General features: G+C 32.6%; 24 protein-coding genes. All 24 read left to right on the forward strand.

Annotated elements, in window-relative coordinates:
* Positions 1-13 precede the first annotated feature (13 nt).
* The 24 genes from N4A68_07165 to rpsO all read left to right on the forward strand — a co-directional run bounded on the left by N4A68_07165 (position 14) and on the right by rpsO (position 23,536).
* Complete coding sequence (locus N4A68_07165) at positions 14-1,435, forward strand: FapA family protein (protein MCT4564086.1); 1,422 nt, start codon at positions 14-16, stop codon at positions 1,433-1,435.
* Positions 1,436-1,439: 4 nt separating this feature from the next.
* On the forward strand, positions 1,440-1,724 hold the full coding sequence (locus N4A68_07170) for a hypothetical protein (GenBank protein ID MCT4564087.1): 285 nt from the start codon (positions 1,440-1,442) through the stop codon (positions 1,722-1,724).
* Positions 1,725-1,735: 11 nt separating this feature from the next.
* Positions 1,736-2,233, forward strand: coding sequence for a hypothetical protein (locus tag N4A68_07175; protein ID MCT4564088.1), 498 nt, complete (start codon positions 1,736-1,738; stop codon positions 2,231-2,233).
* Between the two features lie 325 nt (positions 2,234-2,558).
* Complete coding sequence (gene rpsB / locus N4A68_07180; protein ID MCT4564089.1) at positions 2,559-3,299, forward strand: 30S ribosomal protein S2; 741 nt, start codon at positions 2,559-2,561, stop codon at positions 3,297-3,299.
* Between the two features lie 107 nt (positions 3,300-3,406).
* Positions 3,407-4,057: a translation elongation factor Ts gene (gene tsf / locus N4A68_07185; protein ID MCT4564090.1), complete on the forward strand. Its 651-nt coding sequence runs from the start codon at positions 3,407-3,409 to the stop codon at positions 4,055-4,057.
* Between the two features lie 152 nt (positions 4,058-4,209).
* Positions 4,210-4,929, forward strand: coding sequence for a UMP kinase (gene pyrH, locus N4A68_07190; GenBank protein ID MCT4564091.1), 720 nt, complete (start codon positions 4,210-4,212; stop codon positions 4,927-4,929).
* A complete protein-coding gene (frr, locus tag N4A68_07195) occupies positions 4,923-5,477 on the forward strand; it encodes a ribosome recycling factor (protein MCT4564092.1) in 555 nt (184 codons plus the stop codon). The genes pyrH and frr overlap by 7 nt, the downstream gene beginning before the upstream one ends.
* Positions 5,478-5,482: 5 nt before the next feature.
* Entirely contained in the window at positions 5,483-5,680 is a 198-nt protein-coding gene (locus tag N4A68_07200; protein MCT4564093.1) for a hypothetical protein, read from the forward strand.
* 53 nt (positions 5,681-5,733) lie between these two features.
* Positions 5,734-6,483, forward strand: a complete 750-nt coding sequence (locus N4A68_07205) for an isoprenyl transferase (GenBank protein MCT4564094.1) — start codon at positions 5,734-5,736, stop codon at positions 6,481-6,483.
* A gap of 220 nt (positions 6,484-6,703) precedes the next feature.
* Complete coding sequence (locus tag N4A68_07210; GenBank protein ID MCT4564095.1) at positions 6,704-7,489, forward strand: phosphatidate cytidylyltransferase; 786 nt, start codon at positions 6,704-6,706, stop codon at positions 7,487-7,489.
* 60 nt (positions 7,490-7,549) lie between these two features.
* Positions 7,550-8,695 carry a 1-deoxy-D-xylulose-5-phosphate reductoisomerase gene (locus N4A68_07215; protein MCT4564096.1) on the forward strand — a complete coding sequence of 382 codons (1,146 nt, stop codon included), beginning with the start codon at positions 7,550-7,552 and terminating at the stop codon, positions 8,693-8,695.
* 11 nt (positions 8,696-8,706) lie between these two features.
* Positions 8,707-9,723: an RIP metalloprotease RseP gene (gene rseP, locus N4A68_07220; GenBank protein ID MCT4564097.1), complete on the forward strand. Its 1,017-nt coding sequence runs from the start codon at positions 8,707-8,709 to the stop codon at positions 9,721-9,723.
* Positions 9,724-9,740: 17 nt separating this feature from the next.
* The gene (gene ispG / locus N4A68_07225; protein MCT4564098.1) at positions 9,741-10,799 is read left to right on the forward strand and encodes a flavodoxin-dependent (E)-4-hydroxy-3-methylbut-2-enyl-diphosphate synthase; all 1,059 of its coding nucleotides are present in this window, start codon (positions 9,741-9,743) and stop codon (positions 10,797-10,799) included.
* Positions 10,800-10,953: 154 nt separating this feature from the next.
* Entirely contained in the window at positions 10,954-15,234 is a 4,281-nt protein-coding gene (locus tag N4A68_07230) for a PolC-type DNA polymerase III (protein MCT4564099.1), read from the forward strand.
* Positions 15,235-15,497: 263 nt separating this feature from the next.
* On the forward strand, positions 15,498-15,965 hold the full coding sequence (locus N4A68_07235) for a ribosome maturation factor RimP (protein ID MCT4564100.1): 468 nt from the start codon (positions 15,498-15,500) through the stop codon (positions 15,963-15,965).
* A gap of 12 nt (positions 15,966-15,977) precedes the next feature.
* A complete protein-coding gene (gene nusA / locus N4A68_07240) occupies positions 15,978-17,021 on the forward strand; it encodes a transcription termination factor NusA (GenBank protein ID MCT4564101.1) in 1,044 nt (347 codons plus the stop codon).
* A 56-nt stretch (positions 17,022-17,077) separates the two neighbouring features.
* Positions 17,078-17,344 (forward strand): YlxR family protein, encoded by a 267-nt coding sequence (locus N4A68_07245; GenBank protein ID MCT4564102.1) that lies wholly within the window; start codon positions 17,078-17,080, stop codon positions 17,342-17,344.
* Complete coding sequence (locus tag N4A68_07250) at positions 17,337-17,648, forward strand: ribosomal L7Ae/L30e/S12e/Gadd45 family protein (protein MCT4564103.1); 312 nt, start codon at positions 17,337-17,339, stop codon at positions 17,646-17,648. The genes N4A68_07245 and N4A68_07250 overlap by 8 nt, the downstream gene beginning before the upstream one ends.
* 28 nt (positions 17,649-17,676) lie before the next feature.
* Positions 17,677-19,752 carry a translation initiation factor IF-2 gene (gene infB / locus N4A68_07255; protein ID MCT4564104.1) on the forward strand — a complete coding sequence of 692 codons (2,076 nt, stop codon included), beginning with the start codon at positions 17,677-17,679 and terminating at the stop codon, positions 19,750-19,752.
* Positions 19,753-19,818: 66 nt separating this feature from the next.
* Positions 19,819-20,211 (forward strand): 30S ribosome-binding factor RbfA, encoded by a 393-nt coding sequence (rbfA, locus tag N4A68_07260; protein MCT4564105.1) that lies wholly within the window; start codon positions 19,819-19,821, stop codon positions 20,209-20,211.
* Positions 20,204-21,169: a bifunctional oligoribonuclease/PAP phosphatase NrnA gene (locus tag N4A68_07265; GenBank protein ID MCT4564106.1), complete on the forward strand. Its 966-nt coding sequence runs from the start codon at positions 20,204-20,206 to the stop codon at positions 21,167-21,169. The genes rbfA and N4A68_07265 overlap by 8 nt, the downstream gene beginning before the upstream one ends.
* Positions 21,170-21,192: 23 nt before the next feature.
* The gene (gene truB / locus N4A68_07270) at positions 21,193-22,086 is read left to right on the forward strand and encodes a tRNA pseudouridine(55) synthase TruB (GenBank protein ID MCT4564107.1); all 894 of its coding nucleotides are present in this window, start codon (positions 21,193-21,195) and stop codon (positions 22,084-22,086) included.
* Between the two features lie 52 nt (positions 22,087-22,138).
* Positions 22,139-23,071 (forward strand): bifunctional riboflavin kinase/FAD synthetase, encoded by a 933-nt coding sequence (locus N4A68_07275; GenBank protein ID MCT4564108.1) that lies wholly within the window; start codon positions 22,139-22,141, stop codon positions 23,069-23,071.
* A gap of 195 nt (positions 23,072-23,266) precedes the next feature.
* Complete coding sequence (gene rpsO / locus N4A68_07280) at positions 23,267-23,536, forward strand: 30S ribosomal protein S15 (protein MCT4564109.1); 270 nt, start codon at positions 23,267-23,269, stop codon at positions 23,534-23,536.
* Positions 23,537-23,850 lie beyond the last annotated feature (314 nt).

A 23,850-nucleotide genomic window follows, 5' to 3' on the forward strand; every position in this document is an offset into this window, starting at 1 on the left:
AGTGGGTGGGGGAATGGATAATTATGTTGATAGAGGTAAGAAGGAAATTTTTGATGGAGATTTGAAGAATGAAAAATCTATAGATATAAATATCAGTTTATCAAACGATTATTATGAAGCTTATATAACCATTGTATCTGGTGATGAAGAAATTTCTATCGATAAAAATGATATATTGAATGCACTAAAGGAAAGTAATGTTACTTTTGGAATAAAAAATGATGTAGTAGATGAGATAGTTCTTAATCCCTATAATATTTATGAAGTACCTATTGCTAAGGGAGAAAGGCATGTAAATGGAATAGATGGAAGAATTGAATATTATTTTGATTTGAAAAAAAAGATAAAACCAAAGCATCTGGAGGATGGAAAAGTTGATCATAAGGAATTAAATTTTATACAACAAGCTAAAAAAGGAGAAGTACTAGCTAAGAAGATATTACCAACAGAATCAAGGGATGGTCAAACGGTGACCAATAGAACTATAAGGGCAAAGAAGGGCAAGCTTTTTAACTTTAAAAAGGGTAAAAACGTGGTTGAATCTGAAGATGGAATATCTTTAATAGCTAATGCCAATGGTGAGATAAAGGCTGAAGATGGGAAAATTAGCGTAATTAAAGTCCTTGAAATTAATCAAAACGTAGGTGTTGCTACGGGAAATATTAGATTTGAAGGAAAGGTCTTAGTGAAGGGTAATGTAGAAAGTGGATACATTATTCGATCAGGAGAGGATGTAGAGGTAGAAGGTATAGTTGAAGGAGCAGAAATCATAGCAAAAAATATCATTATTCACAAAGGCATTCATAACAATGCTAAGCTTGTCTCAGAGGGTAATATAATCTCTAATTTCATGGAAAATTGCCATGCTGAAGCCGAGGGAGATATAATTTGTGATGCTTTAATTCATTGCCATATAAAGTGTATGGGAAAGATTATAGCTGCTAAGAAAAAGGGACTAATATTAGGTGGCGATATATATGTAAGAGAAGAAGTCATAGCCAAGACTATCGGAAGCCAAATAGGTTCTATTACTAAAATTAAATTAGGTATTGATGAAAACTTGCTTATAGATATAAAAAATACAAAGACATCAATTGAAGAGAAAAAGATAAGCCTGGGAAAGGTTAATCAAGCAATTGAGGTTCTACAGATTAAAAAAAATCAAGACTCTAAAAAGAAGATTTTCTTAAATAAATATTTAAAGACAAGGGAGCAATGCACTAAGGAGCTTAAAATGCTTGACCAGCATATTAAGACCTTATATTCTGTAATTGAAGCTTTAAGGCATAGCAAGGTAAGCAGTGAAGAAATTCATCCTGGAACCAATATTAGAATCAATAATTCACATTATATAGTTAAAAATATATTGAGTAATGTTACTTTGTTAAAGGAAAATGGTGAAATAGTAATTGCTCCTAATTTGAGAAGGAGTTGATAATATGTCTATTAGACCTATTGATATGCAGGTTCTCATGCCAAAATCACAGAATGTTTCGAAAATAAATCAAAATATGGTGAATAGAAGTGAGAATCTTTTACAGCAGGCCCAGATGAAAAATAAAAAGGTTGAAGAAAAGAAATTAAAAAAGGTTAATACAAAGGACAAAAAAGAGAACCCACAGGTTAGAAGCAATAATGATAATGAAGACAAAGTTAAATGCATTTACAGTGAAGACAAAAAATCTAAAAAAAATAATGATTCTAAAATAGATATAAAAGTATAATGGGGTGTAGAATGTTAAGTTGGATATTTTTAGTAATTGGTATACTGATTATTTTATTATCAGCCATAATCATTAAGATTAAATCTAAGGTTGAAAATTCAACTGAAGAAATATATCATAGCACTGATGATGAGCTATCCTTGACCTTAGATTCCCTAGAAAGTGTTATTGATGAAATAAATATTACGTTTAACAATACGATTGATGAAATAGAAAAGAAATATAATATGCTTGAAACAAAAATAGAACAAGTAAATATAAAGGCAACAGAAAGTCGAGAAATAAGCTTTAAAAATGAGAATATAATAGAAGCAAACCATGAAAATGAAAATAATAATAAAAATAAAATAGATGATAAAGCAAGTTTAGATAAAGAGCAAAGTATTGATAAAAAAAGCTCTGAAATTAAAGAACTCAAAAATAAAGGAATGAGCATTCCTCAGATTGCTAGAACACTTAACATTGGTATAGGAGAAGTAATGCTAATCATTAATCTAAACAAAAGTTGATTGAGCAAATTGCATAATTACTTTCTACAAAAACCATCTACTACTTAATGATGATGTTAGCATATGAAATTTTGCAAAGTAAGAGTTATGCAATTTCCTTGATTAAATGGTTATATATATTTTTTTTGGTTATAATAAACTTTGAGTGTTATTTTTCCGTAGTATAGAGGAATTTTTTATATTTTTCTTGCACAATCAATATCTTATATGTTATACTACTTAAGGTAATAAATACGCACGTCTCGAAATTCTTAAATTGGTGCCAAGTTGATGGTTCTTTAAGGAAATGACCGAGACGGAGGAAAAAACCATGGAGGTGTAATTAATGGGTGTAATTTCAATGAAGCAATTACTTGAAGCAGGGGTTCACTTTGGACATCAAACAAGAAGATGGAATCCTAAAATGGCTGAGTACATCTTTACAGAAAGAAATGGTATTTATATCATTGATTTACAAAAAACTGTTAAAAAGATGGATGCGGCATATGAGTTTGTTAAGAGTTTAGCTGCTGAAGGAAAGAAGATTCTTTTCGTAGGTACAAAAAAACAAGCTCAAGAAGCAGTTGAAAAGGAAGCAAAAAGATGTGGAATGTTCTATGTTAATCAAAGATGGTTAGGTGGAATGTTAACGAACTATCAAACTATAAAGAAAAGAATTGATAGACTAGTAGAACTTGAAACTATGGAAGAGAATGGAACTTTCAATGTTCTTCCTAAAAAAGAAGTAATTAAGCTTAGAAATGAAAAAGAAAAATTAGAAAAATTCTTAAATGGTATTAAGACTATGAATGGTATTCCAGATGCTTTATTTATAGTAGATCCAAGAAAAGAAAGAATCGCTATTAAAGAAGCTCAAATATTAGGTTTACCAATAATATCTATTGTTGATACAAATTGTGATCCTGATGAAGTGGATTATGTTATACCGGGTAACGATGATGCGATAAGAGCAGTTAAATTAATAACTGGTAAAATTGCTGAAGCTGTTATTGAAGGTAGACAAGGCGAGGAATTTGATACAGAGGAAGAGACTCAAGAAGCTCCAAAAGAAGTAGTAGCAGAATAAAAAATAAAATATAAATTTTAACTTTAATGGTAAGGGCATTAAGGGAAAACTCTCCCTTACTACTCTTACCTTTTATTATAGTTATAGTGTAAAGAGGAGGAATTAAAATGGCAGTAACTGCTTCAATGGTAAAGGAACTAAGAGAAAAAACTAGTGCAGGTATGTTAGATTGTAAAAAGGCTCTTGTTGAGGCCGATGGTGATATGGAAAAGGCTGTTGAGTTACTAAGAGAAAAGGGTTTAGCTAAAGTAGCTAAGAAGGCTGGTAGAATAGCAGCAGAAGGTATAGTTTCATCATACATACATGGCGGCAGAATCGGTGTTATAGTAGAAGTAAACAGTGAAACTGATTTCGTTGCTAAAAACGAAGAGTTCCAAACTTTTGGTAAAGATGTAGCGATGCAAGTAGCTGCTTCAAATCCATTATACGTAAGTCGTGAAGAAGTACCTGCTGAGGTAATTGAAAAAGAAAAAGAAATTCTTAGACATCAAGCTTTAAATGAAGGAAAGCCAGAGAAAATAGTTGACAAAATGGTTGTAGGAAGAATTGAAAAGTATTATAAAGAAGTTTGTCTTTTAGAGCAACCATTCATTAAAAACCCTGATATTACTATTCAAGAACTATTAAACGAAAAAATAGCAAAAATCGGTGAAAACCTTAATATCAGAAGATTTGCAAGATTTGAAGTTGGAGAAGGTATTGAGAAGAAAGAAGAAAATTTTGCTGAAGAAGTTGCTAAGCAAATGCAAAATAAATAGTTGTATTAATAACTTATAATTTAGGAAAACTAAAAATAGAGAGCACTATTGTGTTCTCTTTTTTATAACACATAGAAAAGTTTATTGTGATTTATATATATAGAAGGTATTTTATTATTTTTGTAGAATTAATAGAACGGAGGGTAAATGCTGTGAGGCCCAAATATAAGAGAGTCATATTAAAAATAAGTGGTGAAGCATTAGCAGGTGAGAAGGGGTTTGGCATTAATCAAGAAGTAATCGATTCTATTGCTGAGCAAGTTAAAGAAGTAATTGAATTAGGTGTGGAAGTTGCTGTCGTTGTTGGTGGAGGCAATTTTTGGAGAGGTAGAAGTAGTGAAGGTATGGATCGCACTACAGCCGATTATATGGGAATGTTAGCTACAGTAATCAATTCCTTGGCCTTACAGGATTCTTTAGAGAATATTGGCATATTAACTAGAGTTCAAACAGCTATTGAGATGAGGCAAATTGCTGAACCATATATAAGAAGAAGAGCTGTTAGACATTTAGAAAAGGGTAGAGTGATAATATTTGCTGCGGGAACTGGAAATCCTTATTTTTCTACGGATACTACTGCATCACTGAGAGCTGCAGAAATAGAAGCGGAAGTAATATTACTTGCTAAAAAGGTAGATGGTGTATATGATAGTGATCCAGTTGAAAACCCAAATGCAAAAAAATTCGATGAACTTACTTATATTGAAGTTTTAAATAGAGGGTTAAAGGTTATGGATTCTACTGCTACTTCTCTATGTATGGATAATAAAATCCCTATAATAGTATTTAGTCTTAAAAACCCTGAAAATATTAAAAGGGTTATATTAGGAGAAAGAATTGGTACTTATGTAAAGGAGGAGGATTTATGTTAGAGGTTCATAAGAGTTTTGAGGAAAAAATGAAAAAATCAATTGTAGTGCTTAAAGAAGAGTTACATAGTATAAGAGCTGGTAGAGCTAATCCATCATTACTTGACAGAATTAATGTTAATTATTATGGATCAGAGACTCCGTTAAAGCAAATTGCAGGTATCAGTGCCCCAGAACCTAGGCTATTGGTTATTCAGCCATATGATTCGAATGCTATAGCAGATATTGAAAAAGCCATTATGCAATCTGACTTAGGGATAAACCCTTCAAATGATGGTAAGGTTATTCGCCTTGCTATACCCATGTTAACTGAGGAGAGAAGAAAAGATCTTCAAAAGGTAGTTAAAAAATCCGGTGAGGAAATAAAAGTAGCTATTCGTAATGAACGTAGAGATGCCAATGACAAGCTAAAGAAAATGCAAAAAAGTAATGAACTTACTGAAGACGATTTAAAGAAAGCAGAGGATGAAGTTCAAAAGCTAACGGATAAATACATTAAGGATGTTGAAGAACTAATATCTAAAAAAGAAGCGGAAATTTTGGAGGTATAGATTAAATGAAGATACCTGATTTAGTAGGTATTGGTTTAGAAGATGCTTCTAAAATATTAGAAGATTTCAAAAAAGATTATCAAGTATCTATAAGGGAAACTTTATCGCCATTTTTAAAGAGCGAACATAAAAATAATGAATGTAGAGTTGTAAGACAGCAGGTTTTTGACAATACTATTATAATAACGGTTAGCTATTTTTAGCCCTCCTTACATGGAGGGTTAAATGTTTTAGCGTCTCGGAGGGTTTAAAGCACATGCTAAAGAAGATAATAAAGGGTAGTATAAGTGATAAAACAGAGAAGATGGGTTTACCTAGACATATAGCGATTATTATGGATGGAAATGGTAGGTGGGCAAAGAAAAGAAACCTACCTAGAATTTCTGGTCATAAAGCTGGAGTAGAAGCCTTAAGGGATATTATAGAAACATCTTCAAATATGGACATTGAGTATTTGACGTTGTATGCTTTTTCTACGGAAAATTGGAAGAGGCCTCCCAAAGAAGTTAATGGACTTATGGAGCTTCTTGTTATATATCTACGAAAAGAAATAGGCGAACTACACAGTAATAATGTAAGGATAAATATAATCGGAGATGTTTTAAAATTACCTAAAAAAGCAATAATAGAAATTGAGAAAGCTACAAAAATGACAGAAGAAAATACAGGGCTTACTGTAAATATAGCTTTAAATTATGGTGGTAAATCAGATATAATCAATGCCGTAAAGAATATCACAAAGGCTGTTTTAGATAATGATCTTAAAATGGAAGATATAGACGAAAGTATTTTTTCGGCGTATCTATATACTAGAAATATACCGGACCCGGACTTGCTTATAAGAACAAGTGGTGAGCAAAGAATAAGTAATTTTCTTTTATGGCAAATAGCCTACAGCGAATTTTGGTTTACTGATGTGTATTGGCCTGACTTCACATCAGAACATTTAATACAAGCTATTGAAGATTTTAAGCAAAGAAAAAGAAGGTTTGGTGGCATTAAATAAGGTATCAGTAAAGTTATATGCATATTTTATTTCAAAATTGATACTATTAATTGAGCAAATTGCATAATTACAATTTTCAAAAACTTACTACTACATATAGTCTTAAATGCCCTAGAGTTATATCCCGGTTATTATGGAACTTAGCCAAATTAGAATTATGCAATTTCCTCAATTATGCAAGTTTTTGATTCAAAGCTGATATCTATGGGATGGTGAATTTATGCTAAAGAGAATACTATCAGGTGCTATAGGGGTACCTCTTCTTATTTTTATCGTAATGAGTGGTGGAATGGTTTTAAAATTATCAACTCTTGTAGTTGTATTAATAGCTCTTAAAGAATTTTATCATTCCTTTAACCAGATAGAAATATATCCCCTAAGCTACTTAGGATATATATTTACAATATTTATGTATTTCACAGTTTCAAGTTTTTATGTGAATTTCACTTTTTTATTGATAACCTTTGCGGTGTTATTGATCTTTCTGTTCAATAAAAAGGTTGCACTTACTGATATTTCCATAACGTTATTAGGATTTCTATACATATCATATTTCTTATTACATATTATTTTAACATCGACACTAGATTCAAATATGTTAATATGGTTCATTTTTATTATAGCTTGGTCGGCGGATACTTCAGCCTATTTTGCTGGAAACTTTTTTGGAACAAAGATTTTTGGACCTAAGAAACTATTTCCAGAGGTTAGTCCTAAAAAAACTATTGAAGGTTTTGTTGGTGGAATATTGGGGAGTACTTTAGCTTCATTTATCTTCTCCTATTTATTCCTACCGGACTTCTTAGTCCATTCTACAATTTTGGGGTTTTTAGGTAGCTTTATTTCTCAAACAGGAGATTTAGTTGCCTCAAAAATAAAACGAACTGTTGGAATAAAGGACTTTGGCAATGTGATGCCTGGACATGGTGGAATACTCGATAGATTCGATAGTATACTATTAATAGCACCGATTGTATATTACTATACACTATTTTTCTTTAAGTAAAATAACTAAGGCATATTTCTTTCATATGCCTAATATCGTAGGATGCTGGGGGATTAACGTATGAAGAATATAACTATTTTAGGATCGACTGGTTCAATTGGTACACAAACTCTAGATGTGATTAGAAATTATCCCGATGCATTTAAGATAATAGCTATAAGTGGTAATAATAATATTGATTTATTACTGAAACAAATTCAGGAGTTTAAACCAGAATATGTGGCTGTATACGATGAGAATAATGCTAAAGAATTAAAAAGTAGAGTCGTTAATTCAAATGTTAAGATATTATGTGGAATTGATGGACTAAATGAGATATCCACTCTTAGCAAAGTTGATATAGTTGTTACATCCGTGGTTGGCAATATAGGACTTGTTCCAACCCTTATGGCTATTAAAGCTGGTAAAACCATTGCCCTTGCAAATAAAGAAACCTTGGTTACGGCCGGTGAGCTAGTAATGAAGGAAGCTGAGTTAAGGGGTGTAGATATACTACCTGTGGATAGTGAACATAGTGCTATTTTCCAATGCTTGCAGGGTGCTAAGGATAAAGAAGTTAAAAGGATCATATTAACGGCTTCTGGAGGTCCATTTAGAGGCCTAAAAAAAGAACAGCTTTCCGACGCTGTGGCTAGGGATGCTCTGAAACATCCCAACTGGTCAATGGGAAGAAAAATATCTATAGATTCGGCAACCTTAATGAATAAGGGACTTGAAGTTATAGAGGCGAAGTGGTTATTTGACCTTGAGGTGGAACAAATTGACGTAGTAATACATCCTCAAAGTGTCATTCATTCTATGGTAGAATTCATAGATAATTCAGTTTTAGCTCAGCTTGGTATTCCAGACATGAGAATCCCAATACAGTATGCACTTACATATCCAGAAAGAGTCAAGTCCTATTCTAAAGGTTTAAATTTTGAAAAGTATAACAAGCTGACCTTTGAAAAACCTGATATGGATACTTTTCCATGTCTTCCTTTAGCTTATGAGGCTATACGTGCCGGGGGAACCATGCCCACGGTATTAAATGCTGCTAATGAAGAGCTTGTAATGCAGTACCTAAACAATAAAATTAGTTTCTATGATATACCCGATAGAATAGAAAAAGCAATGAAGAATCATTATTTAATAAATAAACCTGATTTAAATGATATAATTGAGACAGATAAAAACACTAGAGAATATATAAATAAATCTTTCTAAGGTGGGATTGTATGTATACTATTATTTCAATTATTAGTTTTATCTTTGTGTTTGGGCTACTAGTATTTTTCCATGAATTTGGTCATTTTGCTGTGGCGAAATTGAATAACATTAAAGTCCATAAGTTTGCACTGGGCATGGGACCTAAGCTATTAAGCTATCAAGGCAGGGAAACAGAATATTCTTTAAGGATTTTACCTATTGGGGGATATGTACACATGGAAGGAGAAGATGAAGTTTCAGATGATGAAAGGAGCTTTTCATCTAAAACTCCATTACAAAGAATGGCAGTCTTAGCAGCTGGACCCATCATGAATATAGTGCTGGCTGTAATACTACTTACCATAATTGCATTTAATTTTGGTGCCCCAGTTAATACAATAGATAAAATAACAGAGGATTCTCCTGCGGAAATAGTTGGTTTAAAAGCAGGAGATGAGATTATAAAAATAAACGAAGTCGACATAAACAGCTGGGATGATATAGTTGAAACCATAGGTGAAAATGAGGATAGGATTTTAAAAGTAAATGTATTAAGAAATGGGGAAAAGCTATCCTTTGATATAACACCTAAGCTGGACAAAAAAACTAATAGATACCTTATAGGTATTACACCGGCTATGGAAAAGTCTGTAATAAAGTCGGTTAAATCAGCTGTAGGAAATGTTTTTCTAGTTATGAAGCAGATATTTGAATTTCTCTTTAACTTTTTAAGGGGGCAAGGATCTGCTGAGGATGTTGTTGGACCCATTGGGATGTTCCATTATGTAGGGGAAGCAGCCAGCATTAGCATATTTTCTTTATTATCCTTGGCTGCGGTGATCTCGATAAATTTAGCTATCATAAATATTCTTCCCTTTCCGGCCCTTGATGGAGGCAGAATAATATTTGCTATAATTGAGATGATTAAAGGAAGTCCTGTTGATCCTGAAAAAGAGGGCTTTGTTCATATGATTGGCTTCGTTGTTTTGATTGCTTTGATGGTACTGGTCGTATATAAGGACATAATAAGATTTAATCTGCTTTAGGCGGTGATGAAGTGAACATAAATAGAAGAAGAACTAAAAAAGTTAGATGTGGAAACCTATATATAGGAGGTAATTCTCCGGTTTCTATACAGTCTATGACCAATACTGATACAAGGGATATTAATAAAACTATCTATCAGATAAAGGGCTTGGAAGAAACAGGTTGTGAAATAGTTAGAATTGCCATTCCCGATATGGAAGCAGCTATGGCGGTGTCACAAATAAAGAAAAGCATATCCATACCCTTAGTAGCAGACATACACTTCGATTATCGATTGGCACTCAAATGTATGGAGAATGGTATAGATAAATTAAGAATAAATCCCGGTAATATTGGTGATATAGAAAGGGTTAAGAAAATAGTTTGGGAGGCTAAGTCTAGAGAAATACCTATTCGTATAGGCGTGAATGCAGGTTCTCTTGAAAAAAGTGTTATCCAAAAATATGGGGTCACTCCTAGGGCGTTAGTAGAGAGTGCTATGGAGCATGTAAATATTTTAGAAGCCTTGGACTTTGATAAAACTATTATTTCCCTTAAGGCATCGGATGTAAAATTAACCCTTGATGCATATAAGCTTCTAGTTGAAAGGGTTGATTATCCCCTTCATATAGGAATAACTGAGGCGGGAACTGTTTGGCGAGGAACAATAAAATCTTCAATCGGTATTGGGGCATTATTATTAAATGGTGTAGGTGATACATTGAGAGTTTCCTTAACGGGAGATCCCATAGAAGAAGTAAAAGTAGCTAAAGAAATATTACAATCATTAGATATTCGAAATTTTGGTATAAATTTCATATCTTGTCCTACCTGTGGAAGAACTCAAATCGATTTAGTACAGTTGACTAAAGAAATAGAAAAGAACCTAAGTCATGTAAAACTTCCTATAACAGTTGCGGTTATGGGTTGTGCAGTTAATGGACCCGGCGAAGCAAGGGAAGCTGATTTAGGTATAGCTGGAGGAAAGGGCTCCGCACTTCTCTTTAAAAAAGGAAAAATAATTAGAAAAGTTTCAGAGAATGAAATAATAGATGCTGTTTTAGAAGAAGTAAAGAAAATAGCCAAAGGGGAGTAAAGTACCCTTAGAAGTTCTAAGTTCTAAGTTCAAAGTTCTAAGTATTTGTGGGTCATTCTATTTTGTCTGTGAAAGATAAAAAACCCAAAAGCTATGACCTAAACCTTAGAGCTTAGAACTTATCACTTAGAACTTTTATATGGGGGGTAAATAAATGAATCAAAATACAGCATATGATAACTTGAAAAGCTTTCTTAATAACCAATCAAATATTTACCTTGAATCAATAAAATACAATACTGACTTAAAAATTATCAGTTTAACATTAGTTCCTAGTCAAATTATCTATAAAGAAAGCCTTTCTAATCTTAAGAAAGATATAAATAAGAAATTACCATTTGTTAAAGATGTTTCAATAAATACAATGTACAAATCTTTGCCCGATGATATGGAAAAACTTATACTAGATTATTGGGATAATATAATATATGAGATTAAAATGAAGAGCCCATCTATGTTAGGATGGCTTAAAAATTGTAAAAGAAGCTATGATGATTCAAGATCGACATTAGAAATATGTATAGGAAATGCTGTTGGTCTAGAAAATCTCAATCTTAAAAAATGTCATAGACTAATAGAGGATATATATAGAACTGATATCAATAAAAATGTGAAGGTTGTACTTAAGAGAGATGAATGTGAGGATTCAGGTAATGACAACACGTATCTAAAGGAAAAGGAGAAGGAACTTAATTCAATATTAACAAAAATAATGTCAAGTAATCCTGCTCCAAAGGAAAACAAGAAAAACAGTAGGGTATCTAAATCAGAGAACCCAAACATACTTGGAAGAAAAATAAAAGGGGAAGTTGTCAGAATAAAGGGCTTATCTGAAGAGGATGGTATAGTTTGTATTGAAGGAAAGGTGTTTGACAAAGAAAGCAGAGAGCTTAGAAGTGGAAAGGTACTCTTAACCCTATCGGTTACAGACTATACATCATCAATAGGCGTAAAGATATTTGTTGAAAAAGATGATGCTAAGGAATTGGATGGAAATATTTCAAAGGGAAGCTATTATAGGATTAAAGGTGCTGTTAGATACGATACCTTTGAAAAAGAAGTAATAATTATGGCTAGGGATATCAATAAATCCTCTAGGGCAGATCAAGCAAGGATGGACAATAGTGAGGAAAAAAGGGTAGAACTCCATGCCCATACAAAGATGAGTTCCATGGATGGGATTTGTAATGCCGCTGATTTGATTAAAAGAGCTGCAGATTGGGGACATAAAGCCATAGCAATAACAGATCATGGTGTGGTTCAGGCCTATCCAGAGGCTATATCAGCTGGGAAAAAGCATGGTATTAAAATAATCTATGGAATAGAAGGCTACATAATGAACGATGGTTCTCCATTGGTTCAAAACAGCAATAACCAAAGCTTAGATGATACATATGTGGTTTTCGATATAGAAACAACAGGTCTTTCCTTTAAGCATGATAAAATAACGGAAATAGGAGCTGTAAAAGTTAAAAATGGAGAAATTATTGATAACTTTTCTGCTTTAATTAATCCGGAGATAAAAATACCCCAAAAAATAATTGAATTAACAGGCATTACCGATGATATGGTTAGGGATAAACCAACTATTGATAAGGTATTACCTCAATTTATAGAATTTATAGGAAATGACCCCGTAGTGGCCCATAATGCATCCTTTGATACCTCATTTATAAAAGAGAATTGCAGAAAACTCGTTCTTGATTTTGATAATACTGTTTTGGATACACTATCATTGAGTAGACTTTTGGTACCATCCCTAAAACGATATAAATTGAATGTATTGGCTAAGCACTTTAAAATTAGTCTTGAAAACCATCATCGTGCAGTTGATGATGCTAAGGCTACTGGTGAAATATTTATTAATTTATTGAAAATTTTAAAGGAAAAGAATATAAGTACCCTTGATGAAGTAAATACCCTTTTAAGTGATAAGGTTGATTATACTAAGCTTGATACATATCATATAAATATCTTGGTTAAGGATTATACGGGGTTAAAAAATCTCTACAAACTTGTCACCCATTCTCACCTAGAAACATTTTATAAAAGACCAAGAATACCTAAAAGTATGCTTAGGTCCATGAGGGAAGGTTTAATAATAGGTACTGCATGTGAGGCGGGAGAGCTATATAGGGCAATAGTAAATAATAAGAGTGATAAAGAAATTGAAGATATAGTCAAGTTCTATGACTTTCTTGAGGTACAACCCATAGAAAATAATAGTTTTATGATAGAAAAGGGGATAGTCAAAAGCTTCGATGACTTAAAGGAAATAAATAAGAGGATTATAGAGCTTGGTAAGAAATACAATAAAATAGTCGTTGCCACAGGCGACGTTCACTTCCTAGATGAACAGGATTCTATTTTTAGAAAGATACTTATGACTGGACAAGGATATTCCGATGCAGACAATCAGCCTCCTATATACTTTAAAACAACAAATGAGATGTTAAATGATTTTAGTTATCTCGATGATGAAACTGCATATGATTTAGTCATAAAAAATCCAAATGCAATTGCTGATTCAGTTGAAAATATATTACCTATACCCGAGGAGACATATCCTCCTAAAATTGAGGGTGCTGATGAAGACCTAAGGGAGATGTGTTATAAAAAGGCAATTGGTATATATGGGGAGCCTATGCCTGAAATAGTACAAAAAAGACTGGATAGGGAATTAAATTCCATAATCAGCAATGGGTATGCTGTTATGTATATCATTGCACAAAAACTAGTTACCAAGTCTCTAAGAGATGGATATCTTGTTGGTTCAAGGGGATCTGTAGGATCATCCTTTGTAGCAACCATGAGCGATATAACAGAGGTTAATCCATTAGTTCCCCACTATGTATGCCCAAACTGTAAAAAATCTGAATTTATTACCGATGGGTCCTATGAAAGTGGAGCCGATTTACCGGATAAAATCTGTCCAAATTGTAATACCAATTACATAAAGGATGGTCACGCTATTCCCTTTGAAACCTTTTTAGGCTTTGAAGGTGACAAAGAACCTGATATTGACCTTAACTTTGCAGGAGAGTATCAGTCCGTTGCCCATAAGTATACGGAAGAACTATTCGGTAGTGGATATGTATTTAGAGCCGGTACCATTGGTACCATAGCCGATAAAACGGCATTTGGTTTTGCTAGAAAATATTTTGAACAAAAAGAAATGACTGTAAACAGTAGGGAAGTATTAAGACTTTCTGCTGGCTGTACAGGAGTTAAACGGACTTCAGGGCAACATCCAGGTGGTATTATGGTTGTACCAAACTATAAGGATGTACATGATTTTACACCGGTTCAGTATCCTGCAAATGATAAGTCTTCGGGAGTAATTACTACCCATTTCGACTATCATGCCATAAGCGGTAGATTGTTAAAGCTAGACATACTTGGCCACGACGTTCCGACCATTATAAAAATGCTTGAGGAAATTACACAAATAGATCCTCAAAGTATCTCCCTTGATGATCAAGAAACCGTAAAAATATTTACCTCGACGGAACCATTAAAATTAGTAGACAAAGATTTTAAAATAGAAGTAGGTTCACTTGGTATACCAGAATTTGGAACTAAATTCGTAAGACAAATGCTAGTAGACACACAACCAACAACCTTTGCGGAGTTAGTTAGAATTAGTGGACTTTCCCATGGTACCGATGTTTGGATAAATAATGCACAGGAATTAGTAAGGCAGGGAACGGCTGAACTTAAGAATGTTATATCTACAAGGGACGATATAATGAACTACCTTATATTAAAGGGACTACCACCAAAGGCTGCCTTTACTATTATGGAGAAAGTTAGAAAGGGTAAGGGGCTGACTCCTGAACATGAAAAGCTCATGAATGAAAATAATGTTCCAAGATGGTATATACAATCTTGTAAAAAAATAAAGTACATGTTTCCTAAGGCACATGCCGTTGCATATGTTATGATGTCCTTTAGGATTGCTTATTTTAAAGTACATTATCCCCTTGCCTTCTATTCCACATATTTTTCTATTAAGGTGGATGATTTTGATGCGGATTTGATTTGTAATGGTAAAGAAGCCGTGGTTAATAAAATAAATGAATTAACGGAAATAGGAAATGGGGCTACGCAAAAAGAAAAGGATTTACTTACAGTATTAGAAGTTGCATATGAAATGTATTGTAGGGGTTTTAGTTTTAAAAAAGTCAATTTATATGAATCCCATTCCGATAAATTCCTTATTAAGGATAATTGCATACTTCCTCCTTTAAGGGCATTACAGGGTGTAGGGGAAAATGCTGCTAAAAAGATTGCTGAAGAAAGGGATAGTGGTGAGTTTCTTTCCATAGAAGATGTTAGATTAAGAACCAGGGTCACAAAAACCGTAATAGAAACTCTAAAAAATCATGGATGCTTACATGATCTTCCACAATCAAATCAGCTTTCATTATTCTAAGAACTATTATTTATTTATACCCATAGGTTGAAGGGAAGTATTTTACTAAGTTTCAATTTAAAGTTGCACACATTTACTCATTATGATATAATTTCCATATAATAATGTGTATTTCGTTTAAGAGTGGGACTTTCCCACTCTTTGTCATTGTAAGTCTATTTACATGTATTTATTACATACACAGGATTTTATCTCTATAGGTATATAGTGTAGTATTTTACGGAAAAATACGTTTATAGAGAATTTTAAAAGGAGGTTTGAAGTTGAAAAAGAAGCGAGTCGTAGATATGGTTGAAGACATTCTCCTACCATTTTTAAAGGGAAAAGATCTAGAATTGGTTGAAGTAGAATTTGTTAAAGAGGGTCAACATAGATATCTTAGAGTTTACTTAGATAAAGAAGAGGGTTTAGGATTAGATGATTGTCAGCAGGTAAGTGAGTATTTAAGCCAAAAACTTGATGAGGTAGATCCTGTTGAGGAAAATTATTTTCTTGAGGTATCATCACCGGGTATAGAAAGACCCCTCAAAAAAGATGCTGACTTCCAAAAATATAAGGGCAGATTAGTAGAAGCTCGTTTATATCATACGTTAAATGGCGAGAAAATTATTAAAGGTAAACTACTTGGATTGCAGAATAATAAAATCATGATTGATAGAGAAGAAAAAGGAAATCTTGAAATACCGAGGGATAAAGTTGCTTTGATTAAGCTTTCAATCAACTTCGATTAGGGGGTATAAATTGTGAAAAATGAATTGTTTGATGCCTTAGACCAGCTTGAAAAAGAAAAGGGAATAACTAAGGAAACTTTACTTGATGCTATAGAGGCAGCATTAATAACAGCTTATAAGAAAAATTTTGGCTCGGCCCAAAATGTAAAAGTTACAATAGACAGAGAAAATGGGTCTGTGAAGGTTTATTCTAGGAAAGAGGTTGTTGAAGAGGTGGAAACCGATTTATTTGAAATAAGCCTTGAAGAAGCCAAAAAAATTGATCCAAATTATGAAATAGAGGATATTGTAGAAAGAGAAGTAACGCCTAGAAACTTTGGTAGAATTGCTGCACAAACTGCTAAGCAGGTTGTTGTTCAGAGGATAAGAGAAGCAGAGAGATCTGTAATATTTCAAGAATATGTAAATAGAGAAAGTGAAATTGTAACTGGAATTGTACAAAGAATAAGTAAAGGTACGGTTTATATAAACCTTGGAAAAATAGAAGCGGTGCTTCTTGCTAATGAACAAATTCAAGGGGAAGTATATAAACATGGGAATAGGATAAAAACCTATATAGTCGAAGTGAAAAAGACTACTAAAGGGCCTCAGATAGCAGTATCAAGAACCCATCCTGGTCTTGTTAAAAGGTTATTTGAGTTAGAGGTGCCGGAAATCCATGATGGTATTGTTGAGATAAAAGGAATATCTAGGGAAGCGGGATCTAGAACAAAGATTGCTGTGTATTCTTCTGATCCCAATATAGATCCGGTAGGGGCTTGTGTAGGGCAAAGAGGTGTTAGAGTACAAAATATAGTAGATGAGCTTAGAGGAGAAAAAATAGATATAATCAAATGGGATGAGGATCCATCGAAATTCATATCAAATTCTTTAAGTCCTTCTAAAGTATTAAAGGTTGAAATTAATGATGAAGATAAATCGGCCTTAGTTGTTGTGCCTGATTATCAATTATCATTGGCTATAGGTAAAGAAGGACAAAATGCAAGATTAGCGGCAAAATTGACCGCATGGAAAATAGATATAAAAAGTGAATCACAATATGATGGTTCTTTATAAAAGTCTTATTGTGATTTTTATAGATTTATAATAATATTTTGCAAGGAGGTATGTTTATGAATCAAAGGAAAATACCTCTGAGGAAGTGCGTGGGCTGTAATGAACAAAAAAATAAAAAACAGCTAATTAGAATTGTAAAAGATAAAGAGGGTAAAATTAGTGTTGATTTTACAGGAAAAGCCCACGGAAGAGGTGCTTATATTTGTCCTAATGAAGAATGCTTAAAGGCTGCTCAGAAAAAGAAATCCTTAAATAGAGCTTTTGGACAGGAAATACCAGTAGATATATATGAAAAGTTAATTGAGGAGCTTAAAAATGGCTAAAGATAGGATTTTAACACTACTTGGTTTTGCTCAAAAATCCGGAAATGTTTTTTCAGGAGAAAATACGGTTGAGCTTTATATAAAAAAAAATAAGATTAAGCTTATTATTATTTCCGAAGATGCGTCCAAAAACAGTAAGGAAAAGTTTATTAGTATATCTAATTCAAGAAATATTCCGTATATAGTTTTTGCTAATAAGGATGAGCTATCAAATGCCATAGGTAAATATAATCGGACGATATTCGGTATAAAGGATTCTAAATTTGCAAAAAAAGTTTTAGGCCTTTATGAAAACAAAACTTAGTTCGTAAATACCATAGGGGGTGAAGCATATGTCAAAGACTAGGGTTTATCAGTTAGCTAAGGAACTTGGGGTTTCAAGCAAGGAACTCATAGCTAAGCTCAATGAATTTGGCCTTGATGTAGTTAATCATATGAGTACTCTAGAGGATGAGGAGACCAATCTTATTCTTGAATACTATCAATCAGATGACGATACCGATGATAATAGCAGCGATGATACCGGTAACAAAACTGATTATGATAAAGAGGAACAAAATAGTAAATCTAATAACAAAGAGAAATTAAAAACGAAAAAAGATAAAGATAAAAAAAGCGAGGAAGATAATTTGTCTAATGAAAATAACAGTATTGAAAATAAAGAATTAGTGCTATCAGAAAGAATAGTTGTTAAAGAGCTTGCTGAAAAAATTAATGTTAATCCAAATGACTTGATTATGAAATTAATGGGCTTGGGAATTATGGCTGCATTAAATCAAGAGATAGAATTTGAGACAGCTGAGTTAATAGCAGATGAATATGGATTTACTGCTAAATTAGAAGTTGTAACAGATGAAGAGGAGAATATATTTGATCAGATAGTAGATGACCCAAAGGATCTAGAAAAACGGGCTCCTATTGTAACTGTTATGGGACACGTTGACCATGGGAAAACTTCTCTATTAGATGCCATAAGACAAACTGAGGTTACTGCTGGTGAAGCAGGAGGTATTACTCAGCATATTGGTGCTTCGGAAGTTAGAATAAATGGTGAAAAAATAGTATTTTTGGATACACCTGGTCATGAGGCTTTTACTACACTTCGTGCTAGAGGGGCTCAAATTACAGATATAGCTATATTGGTAGTAGCTGCTGATGATGGAGTTATGCCACAAACTATTGAGGCTATAAATCATGCTAAGGCTGCTAATGTTCCACTAATAGTAGCTGTAAATAAGATTGATAAGGATAATGCTAACCCAGATAGAGTAAAACAAGAACTGTCAGAGCATGGAGTCCTCATTGAAGAATGGGGTGGAGATGTTGTAAGTGTACCGGTTTCAGCTTTAAAGGGTGAAGGGATTGACCAGCTATTGGAAATGGTAATTTTAGTTTCTGAAATGCTTGAGCTTAAAGCTAATCCAAAGAGACCAGCCATCGGAACTATAATTGAATCAAATCTAGACAAAGGTAGAGGACCAGTTGCTACTGTTATAGTTCAAACTGGAAGCCTTAAGGTTGGCGATTCAATAGTTGCAGGTCACACATATGGAAGAGTTAGGGCTATGCTCAATCATAAAGGGAAGAGACTAAAAAAAGCTGGGCCATCAACTGCAGTAGAAATATTAGGACTCTCCGATGTGCCTGAATCTGGTAATAATTTCCTAGTTGTAGAGGATGATAAAACCGCTAGAGTAAATGCTGAAAAACGTCAGCAGGAAATAAGAGAGAAGAACTTAAGATCAAATCAAAATGTTTCATTAGAAGACCTATTTGAACAAATACAAAAAGGTCAAGTGAAGGATTTAAATGTCATCGTAAAGGCTGATGCTCAAGGATCTGTGGAAGCATTAAGACAGTCCTTAGAAAAAATAAGTAATGAAGAAGTTAGAGTAAATGTTATTCATGGAGCTGTTGGAACGATTGCAGAGTCAGATATTTTATTAGCATCTGCTTCTAATGCGATTATAATAGGATTTAATGTAAGACCTTCCTCCAGTGTTACTAATTTAGCTGAAAGAGAAGGAATCGACCTAAAAACATATAGAATTATATATGAAGCTATTGAAGATGTAGAAGCTGCTATGAAGGGTATGTTAGAGCCTGAATATAAAGAAGTGTTGCTTGGTAAAATAGAAGTAAGAGCAACCTTTAAAGTACCAAATGTTGGTGTTATTGCCGGTGCCTATGTACTTGAAGGAAAAGTTACTCGTAATTCCAATGTTAGACTTGTTAGGGATGGAATTGTTATTTTAGATGGTAAAATTTCTTCATTAAAGAGATTTAAGGATGATGCCAAGGAAGTTCAAACTGGTTATGAATGTGGTATTGGACTTGAAAACTATAATGACATCAAAGAAGGGGATATAATCGAATCATATATAATTGAAGAGATTCCAAGAACATAAGCTTTAATAAAAGGATTATGAATCTTTGATTTTCATTAAAAATAAGGCATCAACACCTCAATAAGGATGGTGAAAAAATTGCGTTATGCTAGAACAAGTAGAATATCAGAAGAAATAAAAAAAATTATAAGTAGTATGATAATGAATGAACTAAAGGACCCGAGAATTTCAAAACTGACAAGTATTACTCATGTTGAAACTACAGGAGATTTGCGATTTGCTAATATTTATGTTAGTACATTTGACAATACCTCGGATATTATTGAGACAATAGAAGCTTTAAATAATGCAAAGGGTTTTATAAGAAAAGAACTAGGAAAACATTTAAAGCTTAGATATACACCTGAACCAATATTTAAATCTGATGATTCTATAAAAAAAGGAGTATATATGAGCAGGCTTATTGAGAAGGTGAACAAGGATACTCCTTCAAAACAGGAAGTGGAAGATAATGATTAATGAAGATATTTTAAATATATTAAGGGGAAGAAAAAATGTAATTATTCTTCCCCATATCCTTCCCGATGGAGATACATTAGGGTCTTCTTTAGCACTAGGACATGTTCTTAGGCATTTGGGACAGAATGTATCAATTGTTCTTGATGATGAAATACCATCAAATCTAAACTTTTTAGTAGGCGATAATAATATTATGTCTACTAATTTATTTTTAAGTTCTAATCCTTCTCTGGACTTAATAATTACTATAGATACCAGTGATGTTGAAAGATTAGGGGATAGATATAGGCTGTTAGATTTGAGTGAAGAAATTTTGAATATTGATCATCATAGGACAAATACCTATTATGGCAAATATAATATAGTGGATTCAAAAGCTTCTTCCTGTGGAGAAATAATATATGAGATCATAAAAGAATTAGTTCAAGAAATAAATAGGGAAGTTGCAACCTATCTTTATGTATCTTTATCCACGGATACGGGAAGCTTTAAATATAGTAATACTACACCAAAGACTTTAAGGATAGCGGCATCCTTATTAGAAACAGGTATAGATACAACATATATTATTACTGAGCTATATCAAAATAAGCCATTTAATAGAATTAAGCTTATAGCCGATGCATTAAGCACATTAGAAATTTTTTATAATGGGAAACTGGCTGTTGTTTATGTTACGGAAAAGATGTTTGAAAGTAATAACATTACCTCTGCCAATGCCGATGGTATTGTCGAATATGCCCGTGATATTAAGGGGGTTGAGGTAGCTGTTTTTCTTAAACAATTGGCTCCAAGTGAAATAAAAGTAGGGTTTCGTTCCAAATATGATATAGATGTGAGTGCTATAGCAGCAGATTTCAATGGTGGAGGGCATAAAAAAGCATCAGGATGTACTATATTTGATACCATGGAAAATGCTAAAGAGATTATGGTTAAAAAATTTAAAAATATATTCTAATTTTAATATATACGGGTGAAGCTATGAAAGGAATACTAAACATTTTAAAACCACCAAATATGACATCCCATGATGTTGTATCTGTAGTAAGAAAAAAGTTGAATTTTAAAAAGGTAGGACACACTGGAACCTTGGATCCAATGGCAGTAGGGGTATTACCTGTGTGCATAGGTAAAGCTACTAAGGTTATTGAATATATGCAAAATGACACGAAGGTATATAGAGCAGAATTAACATTAGGTACGGCTATGGATACACAAGACAGATGGGGAAATATTATATCAACTAGTGACAAAGTAGTTTCAGAGAAAGCTATAATTGATGCAATAAATTCTTTCAAGGGAGAGGTACTTCAAACTCCTCCAATGTATTCAGCATTGAAGTACAAAGGTAAGAAGCTTTATGAACTGGCTAGAGAAGGAAAAGAGATTGAGCGTGAAGCTAGAAAGATATATATTTATTATATAAATATATTAAAAGTTGTTGAAAACAAGGTGCTTTTTGATGTAAAATGTTCTAAAGGAACATATATTAGAACATTGTGTCATGATATAGGTGAGTCCCTGGGTACAGGTGGACATATGTCCTTTTTAGCTAGGCTTAAGAGTGGTGCTTTTAAGCTTGAAGACACAATTACTATAGAGGAATTTAAAGAGTCTGATATAGAAGCTATTAAAAACAATTATTTCTATTCAGTTGATTATCCATTAAAGAATATTCCTAGGGTGGATGTGGTACCGTCAGCGGCTAAGTCTACTTTGAATGGAGTATCGATTAAAGTAGGTAGCTTTAGATCAGATACTAAACTAGCAGATAAAGATTTAGTAAAGATTTTTATAGAAGAAAAATTTGTGGGCCTTGGTATATATAATAAAAGGACAGATAATTCTTATATAAAAATAAAAAAAATGTTCTAAAACGAAGGGACTATATGTTTTTATTTGTATAGAAATTAGTGAGGAGAGCTCAATGGAAGTAATATATTCATTAGAAGAAATAGATAAGATACCTTATATGACAGGGGTTTCTCTTGGCTCCTTTGATGGGCTTCATAAAGGACATCTAACATTGATTAATACCTTAAAGGAAAGATGCTTAAAAGAGAACCTAAAAAGTGTAATTTACACATTTGCAAATCATCCGAGGCAGCTAATTAATTCAAAAAAACCACCAAGACTAATTATCAAAAACCAACAAAAAATAGAATTGTTAAGAAAAATTGGCATTGATTATTTAGTTTTAGTGAAATTTGATAGTTTTCAGCAAAACATAAGTGCCAAGGATTTTTTAGAGAAAATTTTACTTGATAAATTAAATATGGGTTGTATGATTGTCGGTGAGGATTGTCGATTTGGTAAAAAAGCTGAAGGCGATATAAATATGTTAAAGGATTTTTCAAAGAAATATGAATTTGACTTAACAGTGGTGCCTCCGGTTAAGATAGATGATGAGATTATAAGTAGTACAGCTATTAGAAATCAAATATCTAATGGATTAATGGACAAGGCAAATTTATTTCTTGGAAGAAATTATTCTATTAAGGGAAAAGTTATAAAAGGCAAACAATTTGGTGCAAAGCGTGGTTTTCCAACAGCTAATATTTCAGTGGATATTAACCTGTGTTTTCCTAAAAATGGAGTTTATATTACTAAAACAATTATAGACAATAATGTATACAACAGTATAACAAATGTGGGCTTTAACCCTACATTTAATCAAACTAACTATAATATTGAGACTAATATATTTGATTTTGACCAAAACATATATGGCAAAGAAGTCGAAGTTGAATTTCTTCATAGAATAAGAGCTGAAAAAAAATTCGATAATGTAGATCAGTTATATGGTCAAATTAATGATGATAAAGCTTATGCCAAGGACTATTTTGATACAGTTAGATAACTTTTGGGGATCATTTGCAGTTCTTAAGTGATAGGTTTTACGAATGAAAATAAGATAATAATATATATTTTAAATTATATATTTACAATATTCATTTTTTATGTTAAAATTTTTTAGTCTAGAACCTTTTGCTTAGATGATCGATTCACCAACGTTGATCTAGGCATAGGGGGATAATAATGAGGAGGTGACAATATGGCTTTAACAAAAGAAATTAAGGATCAAATAATAAGTGAACATAAGGTTCATGAATCAGATACTGGTTCTCCTGAGGTGCAAATCTCATTACTTACTTTCAGAATTAATGAATTAAATGATCATTTAAAAACTCATAAAAAAGATCATCATTCAAGAAGAGGTCTTTTAAAGATGGTTGGTAAAAGAAGAAATCTTCTTAACTATCTTAAGAACAAGGACATCGAAAGATATAGAGCATTAATTGCTAAACTTGGATTGAGAAAATAGTATTGAGCGGGCTTACCCCGCTCTATTATTTTATCATTTGCAGGAAAATTAACCCATTTATAGTCATGCTATACTAAAACTTAAGATGAATTTTACTGAAATAATAAATGCTTCTATATTTTTTAGGAAAATTTATTAATCTTTAAAGTAGCATTATTTTATTTGGGCATAGTATACAGAGATTCTAGTCAAAACTTTAACTTATAGATATCAAAGATCCCCAGAAACGTTGGATATTTCCATATCTATAAATTAAGATTTACTTAGAACTCTCTATATTAGGTTTTTTTTATTACATAGTAGGAAATAATATT

Source organism: Maledivibacter sp. (assembly GCA_025210375.1).
Taxonomy (GTDB): Bacteria; Bacillota; Clostridia; order Peptostreptococcales; family Caminicellaceae; genus JAOASB01.

What these genes read in the sequence shown, in the direction of transcription:
- N4A68_07170 (MCT4564087.1), top strand. Translation starts at nt 1,440, where the DNA reads ATGTCTATTAGACCTATTGATATGCAGGTTCTCATGCCAAAATCACAG.
- N4A68_07275 (MCT4564108.1), top strand. Translation starts at nt 22,139, where the DNA reads ATGGAAGTAATATATTCATTAGAAGAAATAGATAAGATACCTTATATG.
- rpsO (MCT4564109.1), top strand. Translation starts at nt 23,267, where the DNA reads ATGGCTTTAACAAAAGAAATTAAGGATCAAATAATAAGTGAACATAAG.
- N4A68_07165 (MCT4564086.1), top strand. Translation starts at nt 14, where the DNA reads ATGGATAATTATGTTGATAGAGGTAAGAAGGAAATTTTTGATGGAGAT.
- frr (MCT4564092.1), top strand. Translation starts at nt 4,923, where the DNA reads ATGTTAGAGGTTCATAAGAGTTTTGAGGAAAAAATGAAAAAATCAATT.
- N4A68_07215 (MCT4564096.1), top strand. Translation starts at nt 7,550, where the DNA reads ATGAAGAATATAACTATTTTAGGATCGACTGGTTCAATTGGTACACAA.
- rbfA (MCT4564105.1), top strand. Translation starts at nt 19,819, where the DNA reads ATGGTGAAAAAATTGCGTTATGCTAGAACAAGTAGAATATCAGAAGAA.
- N4A68_07210 (MCT4564095.1), top strand. Translation starts at nt 6,704, where the DNA reads ATGCTAAAGAGAATACTATCAGGTGCTATAGGGGTACCTCTTCTTATT.
- infB (MCT4564104.1), top strand. Translation starts at nt 17,677, where the DNA reads ATGTCAAAGACTAGGGTTTATCAGTTAGCTAAGGAACTTGGGGTTTCA.
- N4A68_07250 (MCT4564103.1), top strand. Translation starts at nt 17,337, where the DNA reads ATGGCTAAAGATAGGATTTTAACACTACTTGGTTTTGCTCAAAAATCC.
- N4A68_07175 (MCT4564088.1), top strand. Translation starts at nt 1,736, where the DNA reads ATGTTAAGTTGGATATTTTTAGTAATTGGTATACTGATTATTTTATTA.
- N4A68_07245 (MCT4564102.1), top strand. Translation starts at nt 17,078, where the DNA reads ATGAATCAAAGGAAAATACCTCTGAGGAAGTGCGTGGGCTGTAATGAA.
- N4A68_07200 (MCT4564093.1), top strand. Translation starts at nt 5,483, where the DNA reads ATGAAGATACCTGATTTAGTAGGTATTGGTTTAGAAGATGCTTCTAAA.
- N4A68_07230 (MCT4564099.1), top strand. Translation starts at nt 10,954, where the DNA reads ATGAATCAAAATACAGCATATGATAACTTGAAAAGCTTTCTTAATAAC.
- tsf (MCT4564090.1), top strand. Translation starts at nt 3,407, where the DNA reads ATGGCAGTAACTGCTTCAATGGTAAAGGAACTAAGAGAAAAAACTAGT.
- rpsB (MCT4564089.1), top strand. Translation starts at nt 2,559, where the DNA reads ATGGGTGTAATTTCAATGAAGCAATTACTTGAAGCAGGGGTTCACTTT.
- truB (MCT4564107.1), top strand. Translation starts at nt 21,193, where the DNA reads ATGAAAGGAATACTAAACATTTTAAAACCACCAAATATGACATCCCAT.
- N4A68_07265 (MCT4564106.1), top strand. Translation starts at nt 20,204, where the DNA reads ATGATTAATGAAGATATTTTAAATATATTAAGGGGAAGAAAAAATGTA.
- rseP (MCT4564097.1), top strand. Translation starts at nt 8,707, where the DNA reads ATGTATACTATTATTTCAATTATTAGTTTTATCTTTGTGTTTGGGCTA.
- N4A68_07205 (MCT4564094.1), top strand. Translation starts at nt 5,734, where the DNA reads ATGCTAAAGAAGATAATAAAGGGTAGTATAAGTGATAAAACAGAGAAG.